Annotated in this window: 23 protein-coding genes; 19 read left to right on the forward strand and 4 right to left on the reverse strand. The window is 42.2% G+C overall.

Annotation, left to right across the window (positions count from 1 at the left end):
• The first annotated feature begins 3 nt into the window (after window positions 1-3).
• From fabD to umoD, 15 genes are all read left to right on the forward strand, one after another.
• On the forward strand, window positions 4-933 hold the full coding sequence (fabD, locus tag AC5JQI_RS11610; RefSeq protein ID WP_493912271.1) for an ACP S-malonyltransferase: 930 nt from the start codon (window positions 4-6) through the stop codon (window positions 931-933).
• An 11-nt stretch (window positions 934-944) separates the two neighbouring features.
• Window positions 945-1,679: a 3-oxoacyl-ACP reductase FabG gene (gene fabG, locus AC5JQI_RS11615; RefSeq protein ID WP_493912272.1), complete on the forward strand. Its 735-nt coding sequence runs from the start codon at window positions 945-947 to the stop codon at window positions 1,677-1,679.
• Between the two features lie 150 nt (window positions 1,680-1,829).
• The gene (gene acpP, locus AC5JQI_RS11620; RefSeq protein ID WP_004247087.1) at window positions 1,830-2,066 is read left to right on the forward strand and encodes an acyl carrier protein; all 237 of its coding nucleotides are present in this window, start codon (window positions 1,830-1,832) and stop codon (window positions 2,064-2,066) included.
• 74 nt (window positions 2,067-2,140) lie between these two features.
• Entirely contained in the window at window positions 2,141-3,382 is a 1,242-nt protein-coding gene (fabF, locus tag AC5JQI_RS11625; protein ID WP_493912273.1) for a beta-ketoacyl-ACP synthase II, read from the forward strand.
• Between the two features lie 66 nt (window positions 3,383-3,448).
• The gene (gene pabC / locus AC5JQI_RS11630; RefSeq protein ID WP_493912274.1) at window positions 3,449-4,276 is read left to right on the forward strand and encodes an aminodeoxychorismate lyase; all 828 of its coding nucleotides are present in this window, start codon (window positions 3,449-3,451) and stop codon (window positions 4,274-4,276) included.
• 68 nt (window positions 4,277-4,344) lie between these two features.
• Window positions 4,345-5,370 (forward strand): endolytic transglycosylase MltG, encoded by a 1,026-nt coding sequence (gene mltG, locus AC5JQI_RS11635; protein ID WP_493912275.1) that lies wholly within the window; start codon window positions 4,345-4,347, stop codon window positions 5,368-5,370.
• Window positions 5,367-5,996, forward strand: coding sequence for a dTMP kinase (tmk, locus tag AC5JQI_RS11640; RefSeq protein WP_493912276.1), 630 nt, complete (start codon window positions 5,367-5,369; stop codon window positions 5,994-5,996). Before mltG ends, tmk begins: the two co-directional genes overlap by 4 nt.
• 11 nt (window positions 5,997-6,007) lie before the next feature.
• A complete protein-coding gene (gene holB, locus AC5JQI_RS11645) occupies window positions 6,008-6,997 on the forward strand; it encodes a DNA polymerase III subunit delta' (protein ID WP_493912277.1) in 990 nt (329 codons plus the stop codon).
• A 22-nt stretch (window positions 6,998-7,019) separates the two neighbouring features.
• Window positions 7,020-7,796 (forward strand): metal-dependent hydrolase, encoded by a 777-nt coding sequence (locus AC5JQI_RS11650; protein ID WP_237385173.1) that lies wholly within the window; start codon window positions 7,020-7,022, stop codon window positions 7,794-7,796.
• Window positions 7,797-7,818: 22 nt separating this feature from the next.
• On the forward strand, window positions 7,819-8,169 hold the full coding sequence (hinT, locus tag AC5JQI_RS11655) for a purine nucleoside phosphoramidase (protein ID WP_493912278.1): 351 nt from the start codon (window positions 7,819-7,821) through the stop codon (window positions 8,167-8,169).
• Between the two features lie 38 nt (window positions 8,170-8,207).
• Window positions 8,208-8,786, forward strand: coding sequence for a penicillin-binding protein activator LpoB (gene lpoB / locus AC5JQI_RS11660; RefSeq protein WP_493912279.1), 579 nt, complete (start codon window positions 8,208-8,210; stop codon window positions 8,784-8,786).
• Entirely contained in the window at window positions 8,764-9,627 is an 864-nt protein-coding gene (locus tag AC5JQI_RS11665; RefSeq protein ID WP_493912280.1) for a phosphotransferase, read from the forward strand. The genes lpoB and AC5JQI_RS11665 overlap by 23 nt, the downstream gene beginning before the upstream one ends.
• A 202-nt stretch (window positions 9,628-9,829) precedes the next feature.
• A complete protein-coding gene (gene nagZ / locus AC5JQI_RS11670; protein ID WP_493912281.1) occupies window positions 9,830-10,849 on the forward strand; it encodes a beta-N-acetylhexosaminidase in 1,020 nt (339 codons plus the stop codon).
• A gap of 413 nt (window positions 10,850-11,262) precedes the next feature.
• On the forward strand, window positions 11,263-12,567 hold the full coding sequence (locus tag AC5JQI_RS11675; RefSeq protein ID WP_493912282.1) for an NAD(P)/FAD-dependent oxidoreductase: 1,305 nt from the start codon (window positions 11,263-11,265) through the stop codon (window positions 12,565-12,567).
• A 641-nt stretch (window positions 12,568-13,208) separates the two neighbouring features.
• Window positions 13,209-13,691 (forward strand): UmoD family flagellar biogenesis regulator, encoded by a 483-nt coding sequence (gene umoD / locus AC5JQI_RS11680; RefSeq protein ID WP_493912283.1) that lies wholly within the window; start codon window positions 13,209-13,211, stop codon window positions 13,689-13,691.
• A gap of 140 nt (window positions 13,692-13,831) precedes the next feature.
• Here the strand turns inward: umoD and mfd are convergent, their stop codons facing one another.
• Complete coding sequence (mfd, locus tag AC5JQI_RS11685) at window positions 13,832-17,278, reverse strand: transcription-repair coupling factor (RefSeq protein ID WP_493912284.1); 3,447 nt, start codon at window positions 17,276-17,278, stop codon at window positions 13,832-13,834.
• A gap of 197 nt (window positions 17,279-17,475) precedes the next feature.
• Between mfd and lolC the strand changes: the two genes are divergently transcribed.
• From lolC to cobB, 4 genes are all read left to right on the forward strand, one after another.
• On the forward strand, window positions 17,476-18,678 hold the full coding sequence (gene lolC / locus AC5JQI_RS11690) for a lipoprotein-releasing ABC transporter permease subunit LolC (protein ID WP_493912285.1): 1,203 nt from the start codon (window positions 17,476-17,478) through the stop codon (window positions 18,676-18,678).
• Entirely contained in the window at window positions 18,671-19,375 is a 705-nt protein-coding gene (gene lolD / locus AC5JQI_RS11695) for a lipoprotein-releasing ABC transporter ATP-binding protein LolD (protein ID WP_493912286.1), read from the forward strand. The genes lolC and lolD overlap by 8 nt, the downstream gene beginning before the upstream one ends.
• The gene (gene lolE / locus AC5JQI_RS11700; protein ID WP_493912287.1) at window positions 19,375-20,622 is read left to right on the forward strand and encodes a lipoprotein-releasing ABC transporter permease subunit LolE; all 1,248 of its coding nucleotides are present in this window, start codon (window positions 19,375-19,377) and stop codon (window positions 20,620-20,622) included. Before lolD ends, lolE begins: the two co-directional genes overlap by 1 nt.
• A gap of 173 nt (window positions 20,623-20,795) precedes the next feature.
• Complete coding sequence (gene cobB / locus AC5JQI_RS11705) at window positions 20,796-21,626, forward strand: Sir2 family NAD+-dependent deacetylase (RefSeq protein WP_493912288.1); 831 nt, start codon at window positions 20,796-20,798, stop codon at window positions 21,624-21,626.
• Between the two features lie 126 nt (window positions 21,627-21,752).
• Here the strand turns inward: cobB and AC5JQI_RS11710 are convergent, their stop codons facing one another.
• The 3 genes from AC5JQI_RS11710 to phoP all read right to left on the reverse strand — a co-directional run bounded on the left by AC5JQI_RS11710 (window position 21,753) and on the right by phoP (window position 25,110).
• Window positions 21,753-22,874 carry a ribosomal protein uL16 3-hydroxylase gene (locus tag AC5JQI_RS11710; protein WP_493912289.1) on the reverse strand — a complete coding sequence of 374 codons (1,122 nt, stop codon included), beginning with the start codon at window positions 22,872-22,874 and terminating at the stop codon, window positions 21,753-21,755.
• Window positions 22,875-22,997: 123 nt separating this feature from the next.
• Window positions 22,998-24,434, reverse strand: a complete 1,437-nt coding sequence (phoQ, locus tag AC5JQI_RS11715; RefSeq protein ID WP_493912290.1) for a two-component system sensor histidine kinase PhoQ — start codon at window positions 24,432-24,434, stop codon at window positions 22,998-23,000.
• Window positions 24,427-25,110 (reverse strand): two-component system response regulator PhoP, encoded by a 684-nt coding sequence (gene phoP / locus AC5JQI_RS11720; protein ID WP_237385159.1) that lies wholly within the window; start codon window positions 25,108-25,110, stop codon window positions 24,427-24,429. The genes phoQ and phoP overlap by 8 nt, the downstream gene beginning before the upstream one ends.
• Between the last annotated feature and the right edge of the window lie 272 nt (window positions 25,111-25,382).

Here is a 25,382-nt window from a genome sequence, read left to right on the forward strand (position 1 = left end):
GACATGTCTGATTTTGCAATGGTGTTTCCCGGTCAGGGTTCTCAATCTCTGGGAATGTTGGCCGATTTAGCCACAGAATTTCCTCTGGTTGAACAGACTTTCGCAGAGGCTTCTGCGGTTTTGGGATATGATTTATGGACATTAGTTCAGCAGGGGCCTCTAGAAGAACTGAACAAAACGTGGAAAACCCAACCTGCTTTACTGGCAGCTTCAGTCGCTATTTGGCGTGTATGGCAAGAAAAAGGTGGTAAAGCACCTTCCATGATGGCTGGTCATAGTCTTGGTGAATACTCGGCACTGGTTTGTGCTGGAGTGATTGAATACCAAGAGGCCATCAAGCTTGTTGAGTTGCGTGGTAAGTTGATGCAGGATGCTGTACCAGACGGGCAAGGAGCGATGTATGCCATTATCGGCTTAGATAATGAATCCATTGCAAAGGCATGTGAAGAATCCGCACAGGGTCAGGTTGTTTCACCAGTTAATTTTAACTCACCTGGACAAGTTGTCATCGCAGGTGAAAAAGATGCTGTAGAACGTGCAGGGGCAGCATGTAAGGCTGCTGGAGCAAAGCGTGCATTACCTTTGGCTGTCAGTGTACCATCGCACTGTGCACTTATGAAATCTGCTGCTGAGCAACTGGCGGCAGCGTTGCAAGAAGTTGCCTTTAATCAGCCGCAGTTCCCTGTCATCAATAATGCTGATGTCAAAGTAGAAATATCTGCTGATGCTATTCGCGATGCTTTGGTTCGTCAGTTGTATAATCCTGTGCGCTGGGCAGAATCAGTTGAGTTTATTGCTGGGCAGGGTATAGAACAGCTGTTAGAAATTGGGCCAGGTAAGGTATTAACTGGGTTAACTAAGCGAATTGTTGATACTTTAAGTGCTACAGCAGTAAATGATGTATCATCACTCACAGTTGCTCTGAACAAATGACTGAGGAAAACATGAGTTTTGATGGAAAAATTGCACTAGTCACAGGCGCTAGCCGTGGCATAGGTCGCGCGATTGCAGAATTATTGGCTGAACGTGGTGCATGTGTTGTTGGTACTGCAACCAGCGAAAAAGGAGCCGAAGCAATCAGTGCCTATCTTGGTGATAAAGGCAAAGGTTTTGTACTTAATGTCACAGATTCAGAATCCATTGAAAATGTACTATCGAATATTCGGGCTGAATTTGGTGAAATAGACATTCTGGTTAATAATGCAGGCATCACTCGTGATAACTTGTTGATGCGCATGAAAGATGATGAGTGGCAAGACATTGTTGACACTAATCTTTCTTCGATTTTTCGTCTGTCAAAAGCAGTTATACGCTCTATGATGAAAAAACGTTATGGACGTATTATTTCCATTGGTTCTGTTGTTGGAACGATGGGAAATGCAGGGCAGGCGAATTATACGGCTGCGAAAGCAGGAGTTATTGGTTTTAGTAAATCACTGGCTCGTGAAGTCGCTTCTCGTGGCATCACCGTCAACGTTGTTGCACCTGGTTTTATCGAAACAGATATGACCAAAGCGTTGACTGACGAACAACGTGCAAGTATTTCCGCTGGAATTCCTGCCAATCGTCTTGGTGATGTAAAAGAAATTGCCAGTGCTGTAGCGTTTCTTGCTTCTGACGAGGCCGCTTACATTACGGGTGAAACATTGCATGTCAATGGTGGCATGTACATGATCTAAAAATGAGCGAACCCTCTGTTTTTGATGTATTTTTTGTACAAAAGAAGCAGATTGTGGTTCGACCAGCCGGGATTTGGTTGCATCTTTTCCTGTATTTTATAAACTACGAAAACCATCGCAAAAGCGAGTTTTGATAGGAAATTTAATAGTATGAGCACTATCGACGAACGCGTTAAGAAAATCATCGTTGAACAACTGGGTGTTAAAGAGGAAGAAGTTGTAAATTCAGCTTCATTTGTTGATGACTTGGGCGCTGATTCTCTTGACACAGTTGAACTGGTAATGGCTCTGGAAGAAGAGTTCGATATCGAGATCCCAGACGAAGAAGCTGAGAAAATCACTACAGTTCAGGCTGCTATTGACTACGTTGAAAACGCAGGTAAATAAGCACACATACCTAGGCGGTCATTCGACCGCCTATGTTTCTAGTCCTAAATTTTTTCCCTCCCTGGAGGATAACCGTGTCTAAGCGTCGAGTAGTCGTGACCGGACTAGGCATGTTATCTCCTGTCGGCAATACAGTAGAATCATCTTGGAATGCTGTTTGTGCCGGACAGAGTGGTATCGGCCTTATCGAACATTTTGACACCGCTAACCATGCAACTAAGTTTGCTGGTGTGGTGAAAAATTTTAATCATGAAGATGTCAATATTTCGCGCAAAGAAGCACGGAAAATGGATCTCTTCATTCAGTATGGAATTGCTGCAGGCATACAAGCCTTTAAAGATGCAGGAATCGAAGTAACAGAAGCCAATGCTAGCCGCTTTGGTGCTGCTATTGGTTCTGGTATTGGTGGTTTGGGCCTGATTGAAGAAAACCACAGTACATTGCTTTCGGCAGGCCCTCGCAAGGTCAGCCCATTCTTTGTACCTTCAACCATCATCAATATGGCGGCAGGCCATTTAAGTATCCTGTATGGTCTTCGTGGACCCAGTATTTCGATTGCAACTGCTTGTACTTCTGGCGTACATAATATAGGTCATGCAGCGCGCATTATTGCTTATAATGATGCTGATATTATGCTGGCTGGTGGTGCAGAGAAAGCTAGCACAGAATTTGGTGTTGCCGGATTTGGTGCTGCACGTGCATTGTCAACCCGTAACGATGATCCTAAGAAGGCAAGCCGCCCTTGGGATAAAGATCGTGATGGTTTTGTTCTGGGTGATGGGGCGGGTGTTGTCGTTCTTGAAGAATATGAACATGCCAAAAAGCGTGGTGCAAAAATCTATGCTGAAATTGTTGGTTTTGGCATGAGCAGCGATGCTTATCACATGACATCTCCTCCTGAAGATGGAACGGGTGCTGCTTTGGCAATGGAAAATGCCCTGAAAGATGCAGGTATTTCACCAGAGCAAGTGGGCTACATTAATGCTCATGGCACCTCAACATCAGTGGGTGATCTTGCAGAAGCTCGTGCAGTTGAGTCTGTTTTTGGTAAAGGCACTAAGGTATTAGTGAGTTCAACTAAATCAATGACAGGCCACTTGTTGGGTGCAGCAGGGGCAGTTGAATCTATTTTCACTATCCTTTCTCTGCGTGATCAGCTGGTTCCTCCAACTATTAACCTGGAAAACCAGGATGAAAACTGTCACTTGGATTTTGTTCCAGGTGAAGCACGTAAAGTTGAAGGAATGGAGTACGCATTGTGTAACTCTTTCGGTTTTGGTGGCACAAACGGGTCACTGATTTTCCGTAAGATCTAAAACGCTCTGTGTTTATAAAGAGCCTCAACATTTGTTGGGGCTTTTTATCGAAGTGAAGAAATTAAAATGACGTATTGGATTAATGGTAAGCAGTGTAACCAATTACCTGTGGGCGATCGTGCGGTGCAATTTGGAGATGGTTGTTTTACCACAATCAGAATCGAACAAGGGCAACCAGCCTTATTGTCTTTACACATAAAACGGCTGCAAAAAGGTGTTGAAAAACTGTTTATGCCAGCACTGGATTGGGCGCAACTTGAGAACCATATTAAGCAGGCAGTGCAAGGATGCAAGTCAGGTGTTTTGAAAGTTATTCTCTCCAGAGGGATGGGAGGCCGAGGTTATAGCTTTGATGACGCTATTGAACCCACTAAGATCCTCTCTTTGAATCCATATCCTGAACACTATATCACTCAGCGCCTGAAAGGAGTCTCATTGACCCTTAGTCCTATTTCTATGGGAATTAATCCTTACTTGGCCGGTATCAAACACTTGAACCGCTTGGAACAAGTTTTGATTAAGCAATTTATTGATAAATCCACATCGGATGAGGCATTGGTGCTTGATAGTGATGGTTTGTTGGTCGAATGTTGTGCCGCCAATATATTTTGGCGAAAAGGAAAAAATGTTTATACACCTGATCTCAACCAGTGTGGTGTGGAAGGGATAATGAGGCAAAAAATAATCGAATTGTTGACGGAAAGTGATTATACCCTGTCATGTGTTATCCGCTATCCTGAAGCATTAGCCTATGCTGATGAAGTGATTATCTGCAATTCCCTGATGCCAGTTATTCCGGTAACGCAAATACAAGCACACAAAAATCAGCCATCGTGGAAGTATCAATCAAGAGAATTGCATGAGTATTTATTACCCGAATGCTTAGTGCTTTAATACTTTATTATTTAAGGCATTAGCCGTTTAGTGTTCATCATTGAAGCACAAATAAAAGTGATTACAGAATGAAACTAAAAAAGTGCATTCTTGTTCTGCCCGGATTGATTATTGTGGTTGCAGCGATCATCTTTTTTTTCTTTGTAAAGAAAATAGAAAACTTTGCTGATCAGGATATTAATCTCAATCAAGAACTCATATTTACTGTACCGGCAGGGACTGGGCGTGTCGGATTGGAAACCTTACTGATTCGGCATAAATTAATTGAAGATAATCAACTATTGCAGTGGTTATTCCGATTAAAACCCGAACTGGCCAAGTTTAAGGCCGGAACTTATCGCTTGCAAACAGGAATGTCTTTGAAAGCTGTTTTGCAATTGTTCGCCAGTGGTAAAGAAACTCAATTTGCCATCCGCTTTGTGGAAGGAAGCCGCCTCTCTGATTGGTCAAAAACATTACAGAATGCGCCATACTTAAAGCACGAATCGGAGAATAAAACACCGCAAGAGCTGACTGACATCTTGGATATGAAAACGGGAGAATCCTTGGAGGGCTGGTTTTATCCTGATACCTATCTCTATACTGCTGGCACGAGTGATGTGGAATTACTCAAGCGTGCCCATAATAAAATGAAAATGGTTCTTGAGCAGGAATGGAAAACGCGCAAAAAAAACCTTCCGTATAAGGATGTGTATGAGATGTTGATCATGGCATCTATCATTGAGAAAGAGACCGCGATTGAATCTGAACGTACCAAAGTTGCCTCTGTATTCGTAAATCGTCTGCGGTTAAAGATGCGGTTGCAAACAGATCCGACGATCATTTACGGATTGGGAGATAAATACACGGGGACAATTTTTCGCAGTAATCTCACCACATTTACACCCTATAATACTTATATGATTGATGGGTTACCGCCAACCCCCATTGCCATGCCAGGTCAGGCTTCGATTAAGGCAGCAGCACATCCAGCCGCCACAGAATACTTATATTTTGTAGCGAATGGCGATGGCGGTCATACATTCACCACTAATTTAGTCGCACATAATAAAGCAGTAAGTCTTTATCGTCAGAGGTTGAAGCAGTATAAATGAACAGCAAATTTATTGTTATTGAAGGTCTTGAGGGCGCAGGAAAAACGACAGCAATCCAAACAGTGTCTGAAACATTGAAACAGTATGGTATTTCTGATCTGATTTTTACCCGTGAACCGGGTGGAACACCATTGGCAGAAAAGTTACGCGAGCTGATTAAACAGGGTGTTAAAGGAGAAGTACTGACAGATAAAGCAGAAGTATTGATGATATATGCTGCCAGAGTTCAATTGGTGGAAAATGTTATAAAACCTGCTTTATCAAAAGGGATATGGGTGGTCGGAGATCGTCATGACCTCTCTTCTCAGGCATATCAGGGCGGGGGCCGTGGTATTGACCAAAATCTGATGGAGTCACTACGTAATGCAGCATTGGGTGAGTTCTGCCCAGATTTGACCATCTATCTTGATTTACCTCCCGACGTGGGCTTAGAACGTGCTCGTGAGCGTGGTGAATTGGATCGCATTGAAAAAGAATCTTTGGATTTCTTTCATCGTACTCGCGCAAGATATCTTGAATTGGTGGCGGAAAATGACAACATCAGAAAGATTGACGCGACACAATCACTAGAAAAAGTTCAGGCGGCTATTCGTCATACTTTGCTACAGTGGCTGCAAGAACAATAGGAAACACAAGTATGAATTGGTATCCGTGGCTCAATCATGCGTATCGCCAGTTAGTTGAAACCCATCAACAAGGGCGCGGGCATCACGCTGTTTTATTTCATGCCCATGAAGGGACTGGTGCCGGAGCCTTACTATACGGATTGAGTCGCTGGTTGATGTGTCAGGATAAACAGGGTATAAAAAGCTGTGGTAAATGCCATGGTTGCCACTTGATGCTGGCAGAAACCCACTCTGATTGGCATGTCCTTGCCCCTGAAAAAGGAAAAAATACCATTGGCGTGGATGCTGTTCGCCAGCTCAGCGAAAAACTCTATGAATACTCTCAGCAAGGAGGGGCTAAAATTGTCTGGCTGCCATCAACTGAGTTGCTGACTGATGCCGCTTCCAATGCCTTGTTGAAAACATTAGAAGAACCGCCTAAAAACACTTATTTTTTGCTGCAATGCCAACAAACTGCAAATTTGCTGGCAACATTACGTAGCCGTTGTTTCTACTATTTTCTCCCTGTACCTGAAAATGCCATCGGGCTGTATTGGTTGCAAAGCCAGCTTCCGGCCATATCATCATTGGATGCACAGACTGCATTAAAACTTTCTCAGGGAGCGCCATTGGCAGCGGAGCGGTTGCTTCAGACTGAGAAATGGCAGCAAAGAAACCTGCTTTGTCAGGCGATCGCACAGGTATTGGATAAATGTGATACCCTGTCGCTTTTACCATTGTTAAACCGTGATGATGTACAACAGTCTTTGCATTGGTTGATAAGTTTATTATCCGATGCGGTGAAATGGCAACAACAGGCACAAAATTACTGTGTTAACCAAGATCAGAAGGCTTTGATTCATCGCCTTGCCTCCGCACAAAATGTGGAGAACTTATTAAGTACAGTTGATGATTGGGTACACTGTCGTCATCAATTATTATCTGTGGTGGCTATCAATCGAGAATTGTTGCTGACAGCGCAATTACTCAATTGGGAAAAACAACTTTGTTCCACACAGTAACTTATTCAGATATGAGAATATTATGTTTTTAGTTGATTCGCATTGTCATCTTGATTGCCTGGATTATGAAGCACTGCACAAAAGTGTAGATGATGTTGTAGCAAAAGCGGCAGAACGAGATGTGAAGTATATGTTGGCTGTTGCTACAACATTGCCTGGCTTCCAACAAATGAAAAACCTGATTGGTAAACGGGAAAATGTAGCATATTCTTGTGGGATTCATCCGTTGAATCTTGATGAAGGTTACAATTTTGAAGAATTAGCCCGGTTGGCTGCTGATGAGGATGTAGTCGCAATGGGTGAAACAGGACTGGATTATTATTATCAGAAAGAAAATGCTGAACTCCAGCGAACTTCATTTCGTGAACATATCCGAATTGGTCGTGAATTAAATAAACCAGTGATCGTACATACCCGCGATGCAAGGGATGACACGCTGTTGGTTTTGCGGGAAGAAAAAGTGCAAGAGTGTGGTGGAGTTTTGCACTGTTTCACAGAAGATAAAGAAACAGCAAGAGCTTTGTTAGATTTGGGTTTTTATATTTCTTTTTCTGGTATCGTCACCTTCCGCAATGCGGAGCAAATTCGTGAAGCGGCCAGATTTGTACCACTCGATCGAATTTTAGTAGAAACTGATTCACCGTATTTGGCACCTGTGCCTCATCGTGGCAAACAGAATCAGCCTGCTTATGTTCGTGATGTTGCTGAATATATGGCAGTCTTGAAAGGTGTTAGTATTGAAGAATTAGCAGCAGTGACCACAAAAAACTTTTGTGAACTGTTTCATATCAATATTTAATAACATTAAAAGGAAAATTGAGATGGCAGAAGAAACTATTTTTAGCAAAATCGTTCGTCGGGAAATCCCTACTGATATTATTTATCAGGATGATTTGGTAACGGCATTCCGTGATATTTCTCCTCAAGCACCGACCCATATTCTGATTATACCTAATGTACTGATTCCAACTGTTAACGATGTCACTACTGAGCATGAGCTTGCATTGGGTCGTTTGTTCACTGTTGCCGCAAAAATTGCAAAAGAAGAAGGTATTGCAGAAGATGGCTACCGTTTAATTGTGAACTGTAATCGTAATTCAGGGCAAGTCGTGTTCCATATCCATATGCATTTGGTGGGTGGACGTCCATTGGGCCCCTTGCTGGTAAAGTAAAAATTGATAAAAGGTAACGATGTAACTGGAGTAGATTAATGAAAAGAATTCTCTTTGTTATATTATCAACGATGCTGCTGGCAAGTTGTGTATTACCAGAAGCAACGCAACAGCCTGCTCCTGTTACGCCAGTAGAACCAAAGAAAAAAGAGGAAACGCCGGTAGAACCATCGGAAAAAGTTCCTCAGCCTCCCAGGATACAATCTATTAGTTGGAATAGTATCGTCCAGCCATTGGTTGAAGAAATGGTTAAGGTTCATGGAGTGGAAGCGGGAAAAGTATTACTTGTTGACTCTGTAAAAAATAACACTAACGGTTCATTGCGAACCTTGAAAGCAACAGATGCGATTATTGATGCAGTCAGTAATAAGCAGGTTTTTCAGGTGGTACCCAAATCCCAAGTACATATTGCTCAGCAAGCTCTGGGATTGTCATCAGAAGATAGTTTAGGCTTGCGCAGTAAATCCATTGGATTGGCACGTTATTTGAATGCTGACTATGTTCTCTATTCCTCGGTCTCTGGCAATAATGGTCAGCGCGATTTAGAGATGCAGCTGATGCTGGTTAAAACGGGTGAGATACTCTGGTCGGATCGTGGCGACATTAACGAAAGATAACTCTTTATTGGGTATGCTGTGTCAGCAATGGCCTGACATTCCAAAGAAGTCTTGGGAAATTAGTTCATTAACAGGGCTGACTCAGGGAAGTTACTATGTTACGGACGGTGTGCGCCAGATGGTTGGGCGCGCACAAACATCACACAAAGAAATACTGGGAGTAGATCGCCAGCGAGAAAATCATATTTTACGCAGGTTATCTTCTACAAATATTGCGCCTAAAGTGATCGCGATGAATGAAGATTGGCTACTGTTGGAGTGGCTGGCGGGTACAAACATAGCATCCGATGCATTTAACCGACCATCATTACAGCGTTCATTGGCTAAGACACTTGCTATTCTTCACCAACATCCTCCATTGGGATATCCTCTAAAACTCAAACAACAAATTGCGTCTCAGTGGCAGCAGATTGACCGAAAACGCCTCTCTCCCCGTTGGTTACGGTTACATAAATTTTTTATGGCGACCAGAATGCCGACAGCTTTGAAAATTGCCCCTGCCCACATGGATATTCATCCTGATAATCTACTGATGACCGAAGAGGGGTTAAAATTGATTGATTGGGAATATGCTGCTGATGTTGATATTGGTTTTTCATTGGCTGTACTGCTTAAGGGGAATCAATGGAATGAGATACAGCAGCAAACTTTTTTGGATTATTATTGTATGCAGGCACCGGGGTACTCAAATATCTCATTGTTACGGCAACAGATTAAGCGCTGGGAGCTGTGTGTCAGCTATATGATGTTAATGTGGTATGAAGTACGCTGGCAGCAGACAAAAGAGCAACAATTTTTATCACTGGCGTATCCTCTGCGTCGGGCTTTTGCACTGACGTAATGTGCTGATGATAACGAATTTCAATTAATGATAATTAAATTATATACCCAATGGATTTCAAGATGCAGTGCGACGGCAAGGGAATGAACCCCCAGGAGCATAGCTAACTATGTGACTGGGGTGAGTGAGCGCAGCCAACAAAGCTGCAACTTGAAAGACGACGGATATAGATGACAACCAATAAAAAGAAGTAAGGAATGCTATGGGTCCAGTAATGTTAGATGTTGTTGGCTATGAATTGGATAGTGAAGAACGAGAGATTCTGCAACATCCATTAGTGGGCGGTTTAATTCTGTTTACCCGCAATTTCAACGATACAAAACAATTACGTGAATTAGTTCGCCAAATTCGTGAAGCTTCCCGCCATCGTCTTGTTATTGCTGTTGATCAGGAAGGAGGACGTGTTCAGCGCTTTCACGAAGGTTTTACTCGTTTACCTGCTGCACAATCTTTTGCTTGCGTGAATGACCAGCTTTTGGGAGCATATCTGGCAGAAGAATCGGGTTGGTTGATGGCATCAGAAATGATTGCAATGGACATTGATATCAGTTTTGCACCAGTGCTGGATTTGGGACATAAATGTACGGCTATTGGTGAACGCTCATTTCATGAAGAGCCTGAGCCAGCGATGATCATGGCTGAAAAGTTTATCAATGGCATGCATTCTGCGGGAATGAGATCAACAGGTAAACATTTTCCGGGTCATGGTGCAGTGACGGCCGATTCCCATAAAGAAACACCGCAGGATGACCGCCCAATGGATGCTATCAATTGCCATGATATGGTTATTTTCCGTGATTTTATCCAGCGTAATTTATTGGATGCGATTATGCCTGCCCATGTTATTTATCCTCAGATAGATCATCGTCCTGCCAGTGGCTCACCATATTGGCTGAAATCTATATTGCGTGAACAATTGGGTTTTGAAGGCGTCATTTTTTCTGATGATTTATCAATGGAAGGGGCTGCTGTAATGGGAAGTTATGCCGAACGTGCAAAATCTTCACTGGACGCTGGTTGTGACATGATTTTGGTGTGCAATAATCGAGAAGGGGCTATCAGTGTGCTGGATAAGCTTCCAATGATCAATTCTGGCAAAGTTTCTCGCTTATATCATCAGGGTAAACAATTCAGTCTGGAAGAATTGCATAAATCTGAACGTTGGCAGCAGGCTAATAAGGCTTTGCATGGTTTGTGTGAAAAATGGTTAAGGTGTGAATAACTATTCGGTAATGTAAATTTTTTTCGATAAAAGTAAGGAATAAGTTCGTGATGATCGATCCTATTCCTTTTTTATTTCAACATATTTCCTTGCCGTATTTATCCTGATTGTGTGATCTATCAATTCTCCAAAACTCCATATTCACATTATAATAACACTGTAAACAGTAATTATTCATAAACCTGATTAAACTCCAATTAATTGAAAATAGGCATGCAAATTCTGTGATTGATGTCTAAATAATCAAAAGAATTTGAATGTGATTATTTTTGGTATGACCAACTGACCTACCATGATATTCTGAATATATTTTCAGTATGAAATTTATCTAGCCTGATGTTATTTAAGGTTTTCATTCAAAAAATCAGTCTGGCGCTTTACATAACATTAGTTGTATTTTCAGTGGGGTAGTCATGACAACGCCAAAGACAAGAATTGTCATCATTGGTGGGGGCGCTGGTGGTTTAGAGCTGGCAACGCGTTTGGGACATAAATTAGGGCGTAAGCAAAAAGCCGAAATTACTTTGGTGGATCGCAATAATAGCCATTTATGGAAGCCATTATTACATGAAGTAGCAACGGGTTCTCTTGATGATGGTGTTGATGCGCTGAGTTACTTGGCGCATGCCAGCAACCATTGTTTTAATTTTCAGCTGGGTTCACTCACGAATATTAATCGTGAGGATAAGAAAATTACTTTGGCTGAGATCCGTGATGAAGGCAGTGATTTGTTAGTACCAGAACGTGAGCTGGCTTACGATATTCTTGTCATGGCATTGGGTAGCCAATCCAATGATTTTGGTACGCCTGGCGTGAAGGAAAACTGCATTTTCCTTGATAATCCACATCAGGCACATCGTTTTCATAATGAAATGCTGAATCTGTTCCTGAAATATTCTGCAAATCAGTGTATAGAAGAAAAGGTGAATATTGCGATTGTTGGCGGTGGAGCGACGGGTGTAGAGCTTTCAGCAGAGCTGTATAACGCAGTTAAGCAGTTTAACAGCTATGGCTTTGAAAGTTTGAATTCAGACGTTTTGAATGTGACTTTGGTTGAAGCGGGTGAGCGTATCCTGCCTGCATTGCCAACGCGTATTTCCAGCGCGGCTCATCAAGAATTAACTAAACTTGGTGTTAAGGTATTAACTAAGACCATGGTAACCAGCGCCGATGAGCATGGCTTGAATACCAAAGATGGAGAGCAGATTAAAGCTTCTCTGATGGTTTGGGCAGCAGGGATTAAAGCTCCTGACTTTATGAAAGACATCGGTGGGCTGGAAACAAATCGTATTAACCAGTTAGTTGTGAAGCCAACGTTGCAGACCACATTGGATGATCAGATATTTGCTATTGGTGATTGTGCATCATGCCCGAAAAAAGAGGGTGGTTTTGTTCCTCCTCGAGCTCAGTCTGCTCACCAAATGGCAAGTCGCTGTTATGACAATATTCTGGCATTGCTGAATGAAAAACCATTGAAAGAATATGTCTATAAAGATCATGGTTCATTGGTATCATTATCTAAATTCAGTACAGTTGGTAGCCTGATGGGGAACTTGATGCGTGGTTCAATGATGGTAGAAGGCCGTATTGCACGTATAGTTTATATTTCCTTGTATCGTATGCATCAGGTAGCCCTGCATGGATATATTAAGACAGGTTTGATGATGTTAGTTGGTGGAATTAACCGTGTGATTCGACCACGTTTGAAATTACATTAATTAGCTGAGAAACCTAGTTTTAAAATGGCCTATCTTGAATAGAAACTGACTCAGATAGGCCATGGATTCCTTCCATTATATTAATTGTTATGCATGTCATAATTATTCTTATCTAAATTTATCGAGCTTATTTATTATAATTAATAAGCTGTATTTGGATTAAATTCAACTATCCAATTGAATTAACTCATTATTGTTATTTGTGAGGTTTGTTAAATAATGGAGGGGTATTATATTTATATGATGGAAAAGATAAACTTGAATGCCTCTATCGTGTATAAATACCTTATAGGCAAACGACATGATTTATTAATACATTTAATTAATCGTTGTAATAAAGACTGTTTTAGTTAGGTTACTGTAGTATTACAAACTTGATCTAATTGTTAGGATTAGAGATTATCTTACGATGCTTTTTTATTTTCCATTTTGAATCAGGTACGTATTCAGATAAAAGTAATAGATATTGAACGTACTAAACCTCTACTAGGATGATTAATCAATGGTTTTATTATATTAGGTTAATGGAATAGGACTTTTCTTAAATAATGAATTGAGCGCATTTTTGGCCCCCATCTAATATAGGGGAAATATTTTCTAATTAAAATGTGTAGAAAGTTATTAATATATCAAGGTGCTATGTGGTTAAACTAAAGATAAGACAGTATGTAATTGGTTTTATAATTACTATTATTGCCACCATTGGTGCAGCAACGTTTTTTCTGAAATCTCCATATCCTAACGTCGCACAAGTATTATCTTCAAACCCTATCAGATCAAAGATTTCTGTTCATCAATCTTATTGCCATATCACGGTATTCCCTATTCCTATTATGGTTAAAGACATTGCAGCTAATCATTTTCTTGAGTATGAATATCGTGTATTAACTCTTCTTGATCATCTTAAAGTAAAGAAAGAATACCCTGCTTTGAACCATTCAACATTAGAAAACTGCATATCAATTGTTTTTAATCAGGTACGTATTGTTGGATATGATGTAAGGTATTTGATTGGTGAAAAGCCCGGATTACCGGGAAAAATTAGAATGCCATATGATCCGGAGAAAACGATTCCTTTAAATGAAAAAGGTCAATTAATCATTGAACCACTCTTAGACCAGTAATTTTTCGTCGTTCAAAGGTAAAAATTTGGGTACTGATTTCCTTGGTTTTTTGCATGCAGTTCGCATAAGGCAACAGTTACGAACTGCATTAGCACAAGAGTAAATTAACCTTTCATTTTTTTATCATAGCTTTAAGTCTATTAGCTATCATTTTGATTTTGTTCAAAAGTTTCCAATAGTTGCTGGATAAAAGATAATCGAGCAGCCCGTTCAGTTAATTCAGTAATGAATTTCAGTTTAGAAGCTCCATCCAGTCGGTAAACATTGGGCTGTGTCTGTAATAATCCAATCAGATAATGAGTATCGATTTTATTATTATTACCAAATTCGATGAAACCACCTTTTTCATGAGCTTCAATACGCTTGATACCCAATTCCTGAGCTAACAGGCGAATGGAAGCTGATTGTAACAAGTGACGCCCGGGATCGGGTAGTAGACCAAATCGGTCAATGAGTTCTATCTTTAGTTCATCTAGTTGATTATTATCCCGCGCACTGGCAATACGCTTATAGAAAGACAGTCGCATGTTCACATCGGGGATATAGTCATCAGGTAGCAGAACCGGCATGCGCAGCTCTATATCAGTCTGATTGTTGTTTAAATCTTCAAGTGAAGGCTCACGGCCATTCTTGAGCGCGTCTACAGCACTTTCCAGTAATTCCATGTAGAGGGTGAAGCCGATACTGGCCATTTGTCCACTTTGGTCTTCACCCAATAATTCACCTGCTCCCCTGATTTCCAGATCGTGAGTAGCCAGTGCAAAACCGGCACCTAAATCTTCAAGGGATGCAATAGCTTCCAGCCGTTTTTGGGCATCTTTGGTCATCGCTTTTGGATGAGGGGTCAGTAAATAAGCATAGGCTTGATGGTGTGAACGCCCGACCCGCCCTCGTAGCTGATGCAACTGAGCCAGTCCAAAATGGTCAGCTCGTTCAATAATAATAGTGTTGGCGCTGGGAATATCGATCCCTGTTTCAATAATGGTAGTACACACCAGCACATTAAAACGTTGGTGATGGAAATCCGTCATAACGCGTTCCAAGTCACGTTCACGCATCTGTCCATGACCTACAACGATTCTGGCTTCAGGAACTAACTCTTCCAGCCGGGATTTGGCTTTCTCAATATTTTCGACATCGTTATACAGATAATAAACCTGCCCACCCCGCAAGATTTCCCGCAGAATAGATTCACGTACGACGAGGCTGTCATATTCACGCACAAAAGTTTTTACTGCCAGCCGACGTGCCGGGGGAGTGGCAATAATCGACAAGTCACGCATACCACTCATTGCCATATTGAGAGTACGAGGGATCGGGGTTGCGGTCAGGGTCAGGACATCAACATCCGCACGGATGGCTTTAATACGTTCTTTATGGCGAACCCCGAAGCGATGTTCCTCATCAACGATTAACAAACCAAGATCTTTCCAATGCAGGTCGCTTTGCAGAAGTTTATGGGTGCCGATAACGATATCTACTTTTCCTTCAGCAGCCATATCAATGACCTGTTGCTGCTCTTTTGCACTGCGGAAACGCGACATCACTTCAATATGTACTGGCCAATTAGCAAAGCGATCCCGGAAATTATCGTAATGCTGCTGTGCCAATAGCGTTGTCGGCACAAGTACCGCAACTTGTTTGTTATTGGTAATAGATAAAAATGCAGCACGCATTGCGACTTCTGTTTTGCCAAACCCGACATCTCCACATACCAGTCTATCCATAGCGATAGGTTGGCACATATCATCAAGTACAGCTTCAATGGTTTGTTCTTGATCGGGGGTCGTTTCGAATGGGAAACTTTGGCAGAACTGTTGATATTGTTCACGATCGTTCGTAAAAGCAAAACCCGGCCTGACAGCACGCTGTGCGTAAACATCCAGTAATTCCGCCGCAACATCCCGTACTTTCTCAGCCGCTTTTTGGCGAGCTTTACTCCATGCTTCTCCACCCAGTTTATGCAGTGGCGCACTTTCTTCCGACCCACCAGCGTAACGACTGATGAGATGAAGGGAGGAGACTGGTACATAAAGTTTATCTTCTCCGGCATAAGTCAGGATAAGATATTCCGCTTTAATACCACCTGCTTCCAGCGTTGTTAATCCTTGATAGCGACCAACACCATGATCAAGATGAACAACAGGTTGACCGTGCCGTAGTTCAGCAAGATTACGAATGAGCGTATCGGTATTGATGGTACGTCGATTATCCTGACGGCGACGACTGATACGTTCTCCAAGCATGTCACTTTCACAGATAAGGGCGAGTTTGTTGTCTTCATCAACGAAACCGTGTTCTGCGGCCCCAATCATTAAGAAATAGCCAGGTTTATCGGCATTTATCAACTGACTTATCTTTACCGGACTGATTTTAATGCGTGACAGTAACTCTTGCACGGATTCTCGGCGTCCTTCACTTTCCACCGAGAACACAATTTTGCCGCTAAATTGCTCCATGAAATGGCGTAGTTTATCCAATGACGCTTTTTGCTGCGCCGAAATAGATAAATCAGGCAGAACCTGATAAGCAAGATTGGTTGTTCCTGCTTTTTGGGAAAATGTTTCGCTGCTGACTAGAATACGAGGCCAGTTTTTCAACTCTGAAAATAGCTTATTGACAGGTAACCAGATTTGTTCGGGAGCCAACAATGGGCGCATAGGATCAACTTTGCGATTGTCAAAGCGTTGTTCCGTATCCTGCCAGAAGCGTTCTGCGGCGCTGAGTAAATCCTGCGTAATAAACAGGGTATTTTCAGGGATATAATTAAAGATCGAAGGCAAGGGTTGTTCAAAGAATAACGGTTGCCAATATTCGATTCCCGCCGGAAGTATTTTTTTGCTGACTTGTTGATAAATATGCTCAGCATCGCGACGCACTTCAAACTGCTCGCGCCATTGGCTGCGAAATAGCTCAATGGCATCTTGGTCGGTTGGAAATTCATGAGCTGGCAATAAGCTGATTTTTTCCACTTCTGCCAATGTTCGTTGTGTATCTACATCAAAGGTACGCAGACTATCTATCTCGTCGTCAAAAAAATCAATGCGATAAGGATGTTCGCTACCCATTGGAAATAAATCAAACAAGGCCCCCCGTGTTGCAAATTCGCCATGTTCAAGTACCTGTTCAACGCTACGGTAACCGGCCTGCTCCAGTTCTGCCCGCAGTTTATCGCGGGAAAGACGTTGTCCTTTGTGCATGACCAAAGCATGGCTTTTAAGATACTCATGCGGACAGACACGCTGCATCAACGTATTGACGGGCAGGATTAACGCTCCTTTTACCATTGATGGTAAGTGATAGAGGGTGGATAAACGGTTGGAAATAATTTCTTGATGCGGTGAAAAACTATCGTAAGGCAATGTCTCCCAGTCTGACATCATATTTATTGGGGCGTGGGTGAATTGTTGAATTTCATCGCGTAATCGCAGGGCATTCTGCATATCTTTTGTCACCAGCACTATTGGCCCTGAGTGACGTTCAATGATTTCGGCGCATTCAACAGCACAAGCGGCACCCGTTAAGTGACCTAATTGGCGGATATCACCGCGACGTTCAGGAAGTTGATAACGATATTTTGCTGACATAAGCGTTTGATGTGTTCTCTAAGATTCAGTCCATTCCCAACACATTTTTTACCCAGTAGCCTTACAATAAATACGCTGGCAGGTTGAGAGAAAGTAAAAAAAACCGCAGAACCGGGATTCGGGTGGTTCCATAAAGTATTGCTACCCTTTATTATCCTCGAACACTTTGCTTTGGCAACAGGGGCGTAACAGATTTCATGTTCCAATCTGTCTCATTATTTATAGGATTGCGCTATATGCGCGGGCGGGCGGTCGATAAATTTGGCCGTTTTGTTTCATGGCTGTCGGCTATTGGCATCACGCTGGGCGTGGCGGCATTGATTACTGTATTGTCAGTGATGAATGGCTTTGAACGCACACTGGAAGGTAGCATTTTAGGTTTTATGCCTCAGGCTATCATCACATCAGAAAAAGGCTCTATCAACCCGATTGAACATCCGGACGGACAACTTTCGGGATTAAAAGGTGTTAACCGCATAACTCCGCTTGTGCAAGGAGATGTGGTGTTACAGAGTCCCAGCAATGTTGGCGTTGGTGTCATGTTGGGTATTACGGCTAATGAATATGCGCCACTGGCGGAATATATTGTCGATGTTGATCGCAGCCAGCTACAATCCGGACGCTATTTTGTCATCTTGGGAGAAAAGCTGGCCGCAAAATTGGGTGTTAAACGTGGTGATCAAATTCGCGTTATCGTGCCGAGTGCAAGCCAATTGACACCGATGGGGAGAATTCCCAGCCAGCGATTATTCACCGTAGCGGGCACATTTTTCGCCAATAGTGAGGTTGATGACACAGAGATGTTGGTTAATCAGCAGGATGCAGCACGATTGTTACGTTATCCCCTCGGTAACATTACGGGATGGCGCTTGTATCTCAATAAACCACTGTCGGTTGATGTACTGAGTCAGCAAAAATTACCGGAAGGGCTGGTTTGGAAAGACTGGCGCGAGCGCAAGGGGGAATTTTTTCAGGCGGTTCGCATGGAGAAAAATATGATGGGATTGTTGCTTAGCCTGATTATTGCTGTAGCTGCCTTTAACATTATTACCTCTCTTTCTCTGTTGGTAATGGAAAAACAGGGTGAAATTGCCATCTTGCAAACGCAGGGGCTAACTCGTCGCCAAATACTGGCAATTTTCATGATCCAAGGTGCAGGAGCGGGTATCATTGGTGCGTTACTGGGAACGGGATTAGGTCTGCTCCTTTCCAGTCAATTAAATAGTTTAATGCCATTGATCGGTTTGCTGACTGAGGGTATTCAATTACCTGTTGCGATTGATATTCCGCAAGTGGTGGTGATTGCCATCAGCACTATGCTAATTTCCCTGTTATCAACTTTATATCCTTCTTGGCGCGCGGCTGCCACCCAACCTGCTGAGGCTTTACGTTATGAGTAATCAACCCTTATTGCTGTGCCATCACTTGTGTAAAAAATACCAGGAAGGAAAAATTTCCACAGAAGTGTTGAAAAATGTCACTTTTTCCATGCAACAAAGAGAAATGATGGCGATTGTCGGCAGCTCGGGGGCGGGTAAAAGTACGCTTTTGCACTTGCTTGGTGGTTTGGATTCACCCAGCGTAGGTGAAGTAATTTTTAAAGGGCAGTCCCTTAATCAGATGTCTTCTTCTGCCCGGGCAAAATTACGTAATAATGAAATTGGTTTTATTTATCAGTTTCACCATCTATTGCCTGATTTTAATGCTTTGGAAAATGTTGCCATGCCGCTACTGATTGGAGGTAAAACGCGTCAACAGGCTCAGGAAAAGGCACGGCAGATGCTGGCCGCCGTTGGCTTGGAAAATCGGGCACAACATAGGCCCTCTGAGCTGTCAGGAGGAGAGCGTCAGCGTGTTGCAATTGCCCGGGCACTAGTAAATGAACCTTCATTGGTATTGGCGGATGAACCGACAGGTAATCTTGACCAGCGTAATGCAGACAGTGTATTTCTGCTTTTGCAAGAATTGAATCAACAGCATGGCACGGCATTTCTGGTTGTGACACATGATTTAAAATTAGCCAGCCGACTGGCTCGTCAGGTAGAAATGCGAGATGGGTACCTACAGGAAGAATTAGCCCTGACGGGGGAGATGTGATGGCGAATCTGCCTCTTGCATTATTTACTGCATTGCGATTCAGCAGAGGTCGCCGCCGTTCTGGCATGGTTTCTTTGATTTCTGTTATTTCAACACTGGGAATTATGCTGGGTGTTGCGGTATTGATTATCGGCCTGAGTGCCATGAACGGGTTTGAACGGGAACTGAATAACCGGATACTTTCTGTTGTGCCACATGGACAAATTTATGCGGTGAATCAGCCTTTTCAGGATTGGGAACAAGCAATTGAACGGGTAAGGAAGACTCCGGGTATTGTGGGAGCTTCTCCTTATATTGAGTTTACGGGCTTGATGGAACGGGGCGAGAAACTTCATGCTGTACAGGTGCGTGGTGTGGATCTCAACTCAGAATCCACTGTTAGTGCTCTGCCTCAGTTTGTGCGTGACGGGGCATGGAAAAGATTCAGTGCAGGAAAAAATGGGGTAATTTTAGGGCAGGGTGTGGCCCATTCGCTGCATGTAAAACAAGGTGATTGGCTGACTGTCATGATCCCGAACAGTGATCCGAACTTGAAGTTGTTGCAGCCAAAACGCATTCGTTTACAAGTAGCAGGTATTTTCCAGTTGAGTGGTATGTTGGATCACAGTTTAGCTCTGGTTCCTCTACCTGATGCTCAAAAATATATGGAGTATGGAAATGCCATTACCGGTATTGCCATCAAAACGGATGATGTTTTTGCAGCAGAACAGCGTGTTTGGGATGCAGGTAATGCCACAGGGAAATATGTGTACATCAGCACATGGATAAAAGATTACGGCTATATGTACAATGATATTCAAATGGTGCGCAGTATCATGTACTTGGCTATGATTCTGGTGATTGGTGTTGCCTGCTTTAATATTATTTCAACGTTGATTATGGCGGTGAAAGATAAAAGCAGTGATATCGCGATCTTACGTACCTTAGGTGCCAAAGATGGCCATATCAGAGCGATTTTTTTATGGTATGGATCTTTGACAGGGATGACTGGTAGCATCATTGGTGTTGTTGTCGGAATTTTCATATCATTAAATTTGACAACTATCATTAAAGGGGTGGAAAGGATGATTGGGCATCAATTTCTTTCTGGGGATATCTATTTTATTGATTTCCTGCCATCAGAATTACATGCCATGGATGTTTTTTATGTTCTGCTAACAGCATTGATATTAAGTTTGTTAGCCAGTTGGTATCCTGCTCGTCGGGCCAGTAAACTTGATCCAGCACGTATTTTGAGTGGTCAATAGTATGCCAGAATATCAACATCTCTTTAAGCGGGCTATCGTATCACCTTGAATTGGCGAAAGTGAATCGATAAAAATGAATCAGCAGAAACAGTGCTCTTAGGTAGTGTCCTGAGTGGAGCAGATATCCGACGAAGGGTATTTAAAGGAAACCTTCTTTTTAAGGAAACAACCATATGCGGGTTCGTTATCGGCACATCAAATTCTGCCGGATTAAACGGCTACGGCGTCAACGATTACATAGACTAAATTTTTACAGGGATATTCGATTGGCAAATAAAATAGAAAAACCTCATGTGGTGGTGCTGACAGGTGCGGGGATCTCTGCTGAGTCAGGTATTCGAACATTTCGCTCTTCCGATGGTCTCTGGGAAGAACATCGAGTCGAAGATGTCGCTACACCGGAAGGTTTCCAGCGTGATCCTGATATGGTTCAGGCATTTTACAATGCGCGTCGAAAACAGCTCCAGCAACCAGAAATCAAACCTAATGCCGCGCATTATGCTCTGGCAGAACTCGAACAGATACTTGGTGACAATGTTCTGTTAGTGACACAGAATATTGATAATTTGCATGAACGAGCAGGGAGTCAACGTATTTTGCATATGCACGGTGAGCTGTTGAAAGTTCGTTGTTGCCAGTCTGATCAAGTGATTGAATGGGGAATAGAATTAACAACGGAAGATCGTTGCCATTGTTGCCAGTTTCCGTCCCAATTGCGCCCTCATGTCGTATGGTTTGGAGAAATGCCATTGGGTATGGAGCAGATTTATTCTGCTTTGAGTGAGGCTGATATATTTATTGCTATCGGAACTTCTGGTCATGTGTATCCCGCAGCTGGTTTCGTGCATGAAGCCAAATTATCAGGGGCGCATACGGTTGAGCTGAATTTAGAACCTAGCCAAGTCGAAAGCTTATTTGATGAGAAACACTATGGTCACGCCAGTAAAATTGTGACTGAATATGTTCAGTCCTTAATTCATCAATTCAAGGCAGATAAAAGCTGATTTGACGCAATATTTACTCTATTTATCTTCTCCATAAAAAGCACCCCTTAAGTTGAAGTATAGCGTCCAACTTTTGGGGTGCAGATCAGTGTTGCCCCTTTCCCTTTACGCGTGAATCCTCACGAATCAATCATTAAAATACCAATAGCCGCTATTGACTAAGGCTGTAAGCAGACTGATAAAACGAACATCGTCAATGGCATCACCCAGAAGTTGGGCATCGACCTTATTGTGCTGACAAAGTGCATCAGTGGCGTGGATATGAGAAGTATCCATCAACTCGCCGTTGACGAAACATTGGTCACCGATGCGCAGGACGCGCAATCCATTCAATCGATTGAGTTCTTCACCTTGTTTCAGTAACTCATAAATTTCGTCGCTTTCATAAGGTGGTTCAGGTGGAGCAAGATCCAGCTCATGGCGAGATTGAGAAATGAATTCACCAAACCAATCCTGAAAAGTTTCTGGTTGCTCCAGTAATTCACGCATCATTGAACGCAATGTGATTAATTCATTTGCCTGAATCAAAGCCGGGTTATCACGAAAAGTCAGTTCGGGATCGCTGTAGCGATAACTTCCTAACTCATTTGCCAGAATGTAATCAGCAAACCCGCTGAATAATTCACGGGCATTGGGAGCCCGAAATCCGACAGAGTAGTTCAGTGAATCTTCAAGAGCGTAGCCTTCATGTGGAAAACCCGGTGGAATATAAAGGATATCGCCCGGCATCATTTCCTCATCAATGATTGCCTCGAAAGGATCAACCTGTAATAGATCAGGATGTGGGCAATGTTGTTTCATCGGAATTTTTTCGCCTACACGCCAGTGCCGACGACCTTTCCCTTGAATGATAAAGACATCGTATTGATCAAGATGAGGGCCGACACCACCGCCGGGTACAGAAAACGAGATCATCAAGTCATCCATGCGCCAATCAGACAGCACACGAAATGGTTTCATTAGTGCGGAGGAGGGAAGGTGCCAATGGTCAACGGCCTGTACGAGTAATGACCAATCTTTCGCACCTAAATGGTCGTAGGTTTCAAATGGCCCATGAGAAACTTCCCAGCGCCCATTTTTCTGACTGACCAAACGACTATCAATTTCATTTTCCATTGCCAGTCCCGCCAGCTCATCAGGAGATAGGGGGTCAATAAACTGACGAAAACCTTGTTTAATCAGCAATGGTCGTTTTTGCCAGTGGTTTTGCAAAAACGCCTGCCAGTCCAGATTTAGCTGATAATCCATGGTGACATCCTGAAGTGAGAAGTGAATTTCGCGCTATTATAACGAATAGTCAATGACGATATCAGATTTGGTTGAAATATTTCGCGATTGAGCTAGCAATCATCTAATTATCATGTTGTTGAATTATTGTTCTCGAAATACCACTTTCACTTGCGCTCCTCCCAATGGGCTATCCCCAATACTGATATTGCCATTGTATTGCTCGACAATTTCAGCCGCTATCGACAGACCCAGCCCTTGTCCTGACCGCAATGTATCAGCCCGTAAACCGCGTTGAAAAATTATTTCGCGTTTATCTGGAGGCACGCTCGGCCCATCATCATCGACAATGATAGTGACAGAATTTTCTCCCATTGTGGCGGTGACTTCAACAAACTCCAGACAATATTTACAAGCGTTATCCAGAACGTTTCCCATGACTTCCAAGAAATCATTTTTTTCACCCAACCACGTAACTTCGGGAGATACATCCAACATCACATTAATGCCCTTATGTTGATATACCTTTATCAGGGCACTGATTAGGCTATCAAGTAAGGTTGGAACAGAAGAAATTTGCCTTAACAGCAGATTATGATCGCTGCGCATATTGGCCCGATGCAGGTAGTAACCAATTTGCTGGGAAATGCGATCAATTTGCTCAAGCATGATAGGTTCAGCTTGTTCAATGGTTGTTTTTTGAGGAGGCCGCAATGAGCGTAGGGTTGATTGTAACACGGCTAAAGGTGTTTTTAGGCTATGTGTTAAATCAGAAAGTGTCGTATGATATTTTGCATAACGTTCGCGCTCATTGTTTAATAAGGCATTTAAGTTTCTGACCAGCGCTTTTAATTCTGAAGGAGGATTTTCATCAAGTTTTTTCCTCTCTCCTTTTTCCAAAGAACTTATTTGGGTAATTAACGATTTAATCGGCCTGAGACTCCAATCAGCAGCCAGCCAAATTAATGGGATAACCAGAAGTAAATTGGCTATCAATAAATATCCAAACCACTTCCAAACCTTTGCTGATTCCTGCACGTCCTGTGGAATAATATCAATAATAACGATTGTCATTGCAGGAAGAGTTTCAGTTGCAGAATAAATATTTACGGCGACAGAATATGTTAACAGTATATTATCATCATCGCCTGTCTTTTTCGTATCATTTTGATTTGATGTTTGATTATAAATAATCCCCTTTCTCTCTGTGATATAGGTTTCTAATTCATATAAGCCATTTCTTTTCAGCCAGTTAGGATTAAGTTTTTTTTCCAATTCAGGAATATTATTTTGGCGCCAAAGAATATTTCCTTGATGATCATAAATTAGTACTAAGGAGCGGGACTTCATGAGAATTTTTTTTGGAATAATCACTTCCAGTTTATTATTGTCCCACTTAGAAAGCATAAAAAATAAATCACTTTGGCTACGGAGTATAGAATAGTTAGTTTTATCAAAACTGACTAAATACCCTGCAATCGCGACAATTCCATATGATAGGGTCAAGGCAAGGATAATAGCCGCCGTTGCCATAAGGAACCGAGTTCTCAGAGAAAAATGGTTTTTTAAAAATTTAAACATTATTCTCTTTCACATCAAAGCGATATCCTTGACCACGGACAGTGACAATGACCTCTTCAGGCCATTCATGTAATATTTTTTTTCTCAATCGTCCCATCAACACATCAATTGTATGACTTTCGCGTAATTCAGCATCTGGGTATAACTGGCGCATTAGTGATTCTTTACTGACAACTTTACCGTTATTGCGCATCAAGGTTTCGATAATGGTATATTCAAAAGCAGTCAATTTGATATTGGTGTTATTGATTGAAAACTCTTTCCGAGAAAGATCAATGAGAAAAGGAGAAAGGGCAACAACTTGTGAAGCCAATCCACTATTACGCCGCATTAATGCTTGTATACGAGCGTTAATCTCTTCTAAATGAAAAGGTTTGGTTACATAGTCATCTGCTCCTGCATTTAGCACAGTGACTTTCTCTTGCCAGCTTTCACGTGCAGTAAGTACAAGGATAGGTAAATTAATCTGTTCATTACGCCAGCGACGTAACATACTAAGGCCATCTTCTCCCGGCAACCCTAAATCGACGATAGCAATATCAGGATGACTTTCTTTAAGATAATAATCAGCCTCTTTGGCATTCTCCGCAGCATCAACTTGATGCCCTATATCCCGTAATTGTACGGTTAAGTGATGGCGAAGTAATGCGTTATCTTCAACGATCAATATCCGCATAGTGATTCCTTATGCTAATCAATAATGTTTACTAAATAAATTTAAAATAGCTAATTAGTCAGTTTCGTCAATAAAGATTAAATGAGATCATAAATATATTATTGGCTAGACTAAGTATAGTCACAATTTGCCCTTTATTGGTATGTTAATGAACGGAGCATTTAAAAACAAACATTTAGATTAAAATAGCCAATGCATTTACAATTTATTTATATTTTATATAGAATTGCATTCTTGCCAGGTTAGAGCTTTACTATCTTTCAGACCTCAGT

Source organism: Xenorhabdus sp. XBWT (assembly GCF_059072735.1).

Coding starts and splice junctions, on each gene's coding strand:
- pabC (WP_493912274.1), top strand. CDS start 3,449: ATGACGTATTGGATTAATGGTAAGCAGTGTAACCAATTACCTGTGGGC.
- holB (WP_493912277.1), top strand. CDS start 6,008: ATGAATTGGTATCCGTGGCTCAATCATGCGTATCGCCAGTTAGTTGAA.
- cobB (WP_493912288.1), top strand. CDS start 20,796: ATGCGGGTTCGTTATCGGCACATCAAATTCTGCCGGATTAAACGGCTA.
- lolE (WP_493912287.1), top strand. CDS start 19,375: ATGGCGAATCTGCCTCTTGCATTATTTACTGCATTGCGATTCAGCAGA.
- lpoB (WP_493912279.1), top strand. CDS start 8,208: ATGAAAAGAATTCTCTTTGTTATATTATCAACGATGCTGCTGGCAAGT.
- mltG (WP_493912275.1), top strand. CDS start 4,345: ATGAAACTAAAAAAGTGCATTCTTGTTCTGCCCGGATTGATTATTGTG.
- mfd (WP_493912284.1), bottom strand. CDS start 17,278: ATGTCAGCAAAATATCGTTATCAACTTCCTGAACGTCGCGGTGATATC.
- lolC (WP_493912285.1), top strand. CDS start 17,476: ATGTTCCAATCTGTCTCATTATTTATAGGATTGCGCTATATGCGCGGG.
- AC5JQI_RS11650 (WP_237385173.1), top strand. CDS start 7,020: ATGTTTTTAGTTGATTCGCATTGTCATCTTGATTGCCTGGATTATGAA.
- lolD (WP_493912286.1), top strand. CDS start 18,671: ATGAGTAATCAACCCTTATTGCTGTGCCATCACTTGTGTAAAAAATAC.
- tmk (WP_493912276.1), top strand. CDS start 5,367: ATGAACAGCAAATTTATTGTTATTGAAGGTCTTGAGGGCGCAGGAAAA.
- nagZ (WP_493912281.1), top strand. CDS start 9,830: ATGGGTCCAGTAATGTTAGATGTTGTTGGCTATGAATTGGATAGTGAA.
- phoP (WP_237385159.1), bottom strand. CDS start 25,110: ATGCGGATATTGATCGTTGAAGATAACGCATTACTTCGCCATCACTTA.
- AC5JQI_RS11710 (WP_493912289.1), bottom strand. CDS start 22,874: ATGGATTATCAGCTAAATCTGGACTGGCAGGCGTTTTTGCAAAACCAC.
- fabD (WP_493912271.1), top strand. CDS start 4: ATGTCTGATTTTGCAATGGTGTTTCCCGGTCAGGGTTCTCAATCTCTG.
- hinT (WP_493912278.1), top strand. CDS start 7,819: ATGGCAGAAGAAACTATTTTTAGCAAAATCGTTCGTCGGGAAATCCCT.
- AC5JQI_RS11675 (WP_493912282.1), top strand. CDS start 11,263: ATGACAACGCCAAAGACAAGAATTGTCATCATTGGTGGGGGCGCTGGT.
- acpP (WP_004247087.1), top strand. CDS start 1,830: ATGAGCACTATCGACGAACGCGTTAAGAAAATCATCGTTGAACAACTG.
- fabG (WP_493912272.1), top strand. CDS start 945: ATGAGTTTTGATGGAAAAATTGCACTAGTCACAGGCGCTAGCCGTGGC.
- phoQ (WP_493912290.1), bottom strand. CDS start 24,434: ATGTTTAAATTTTTAAAAAACCATTTTTCTCTGAGAACTCGGTTCCTT.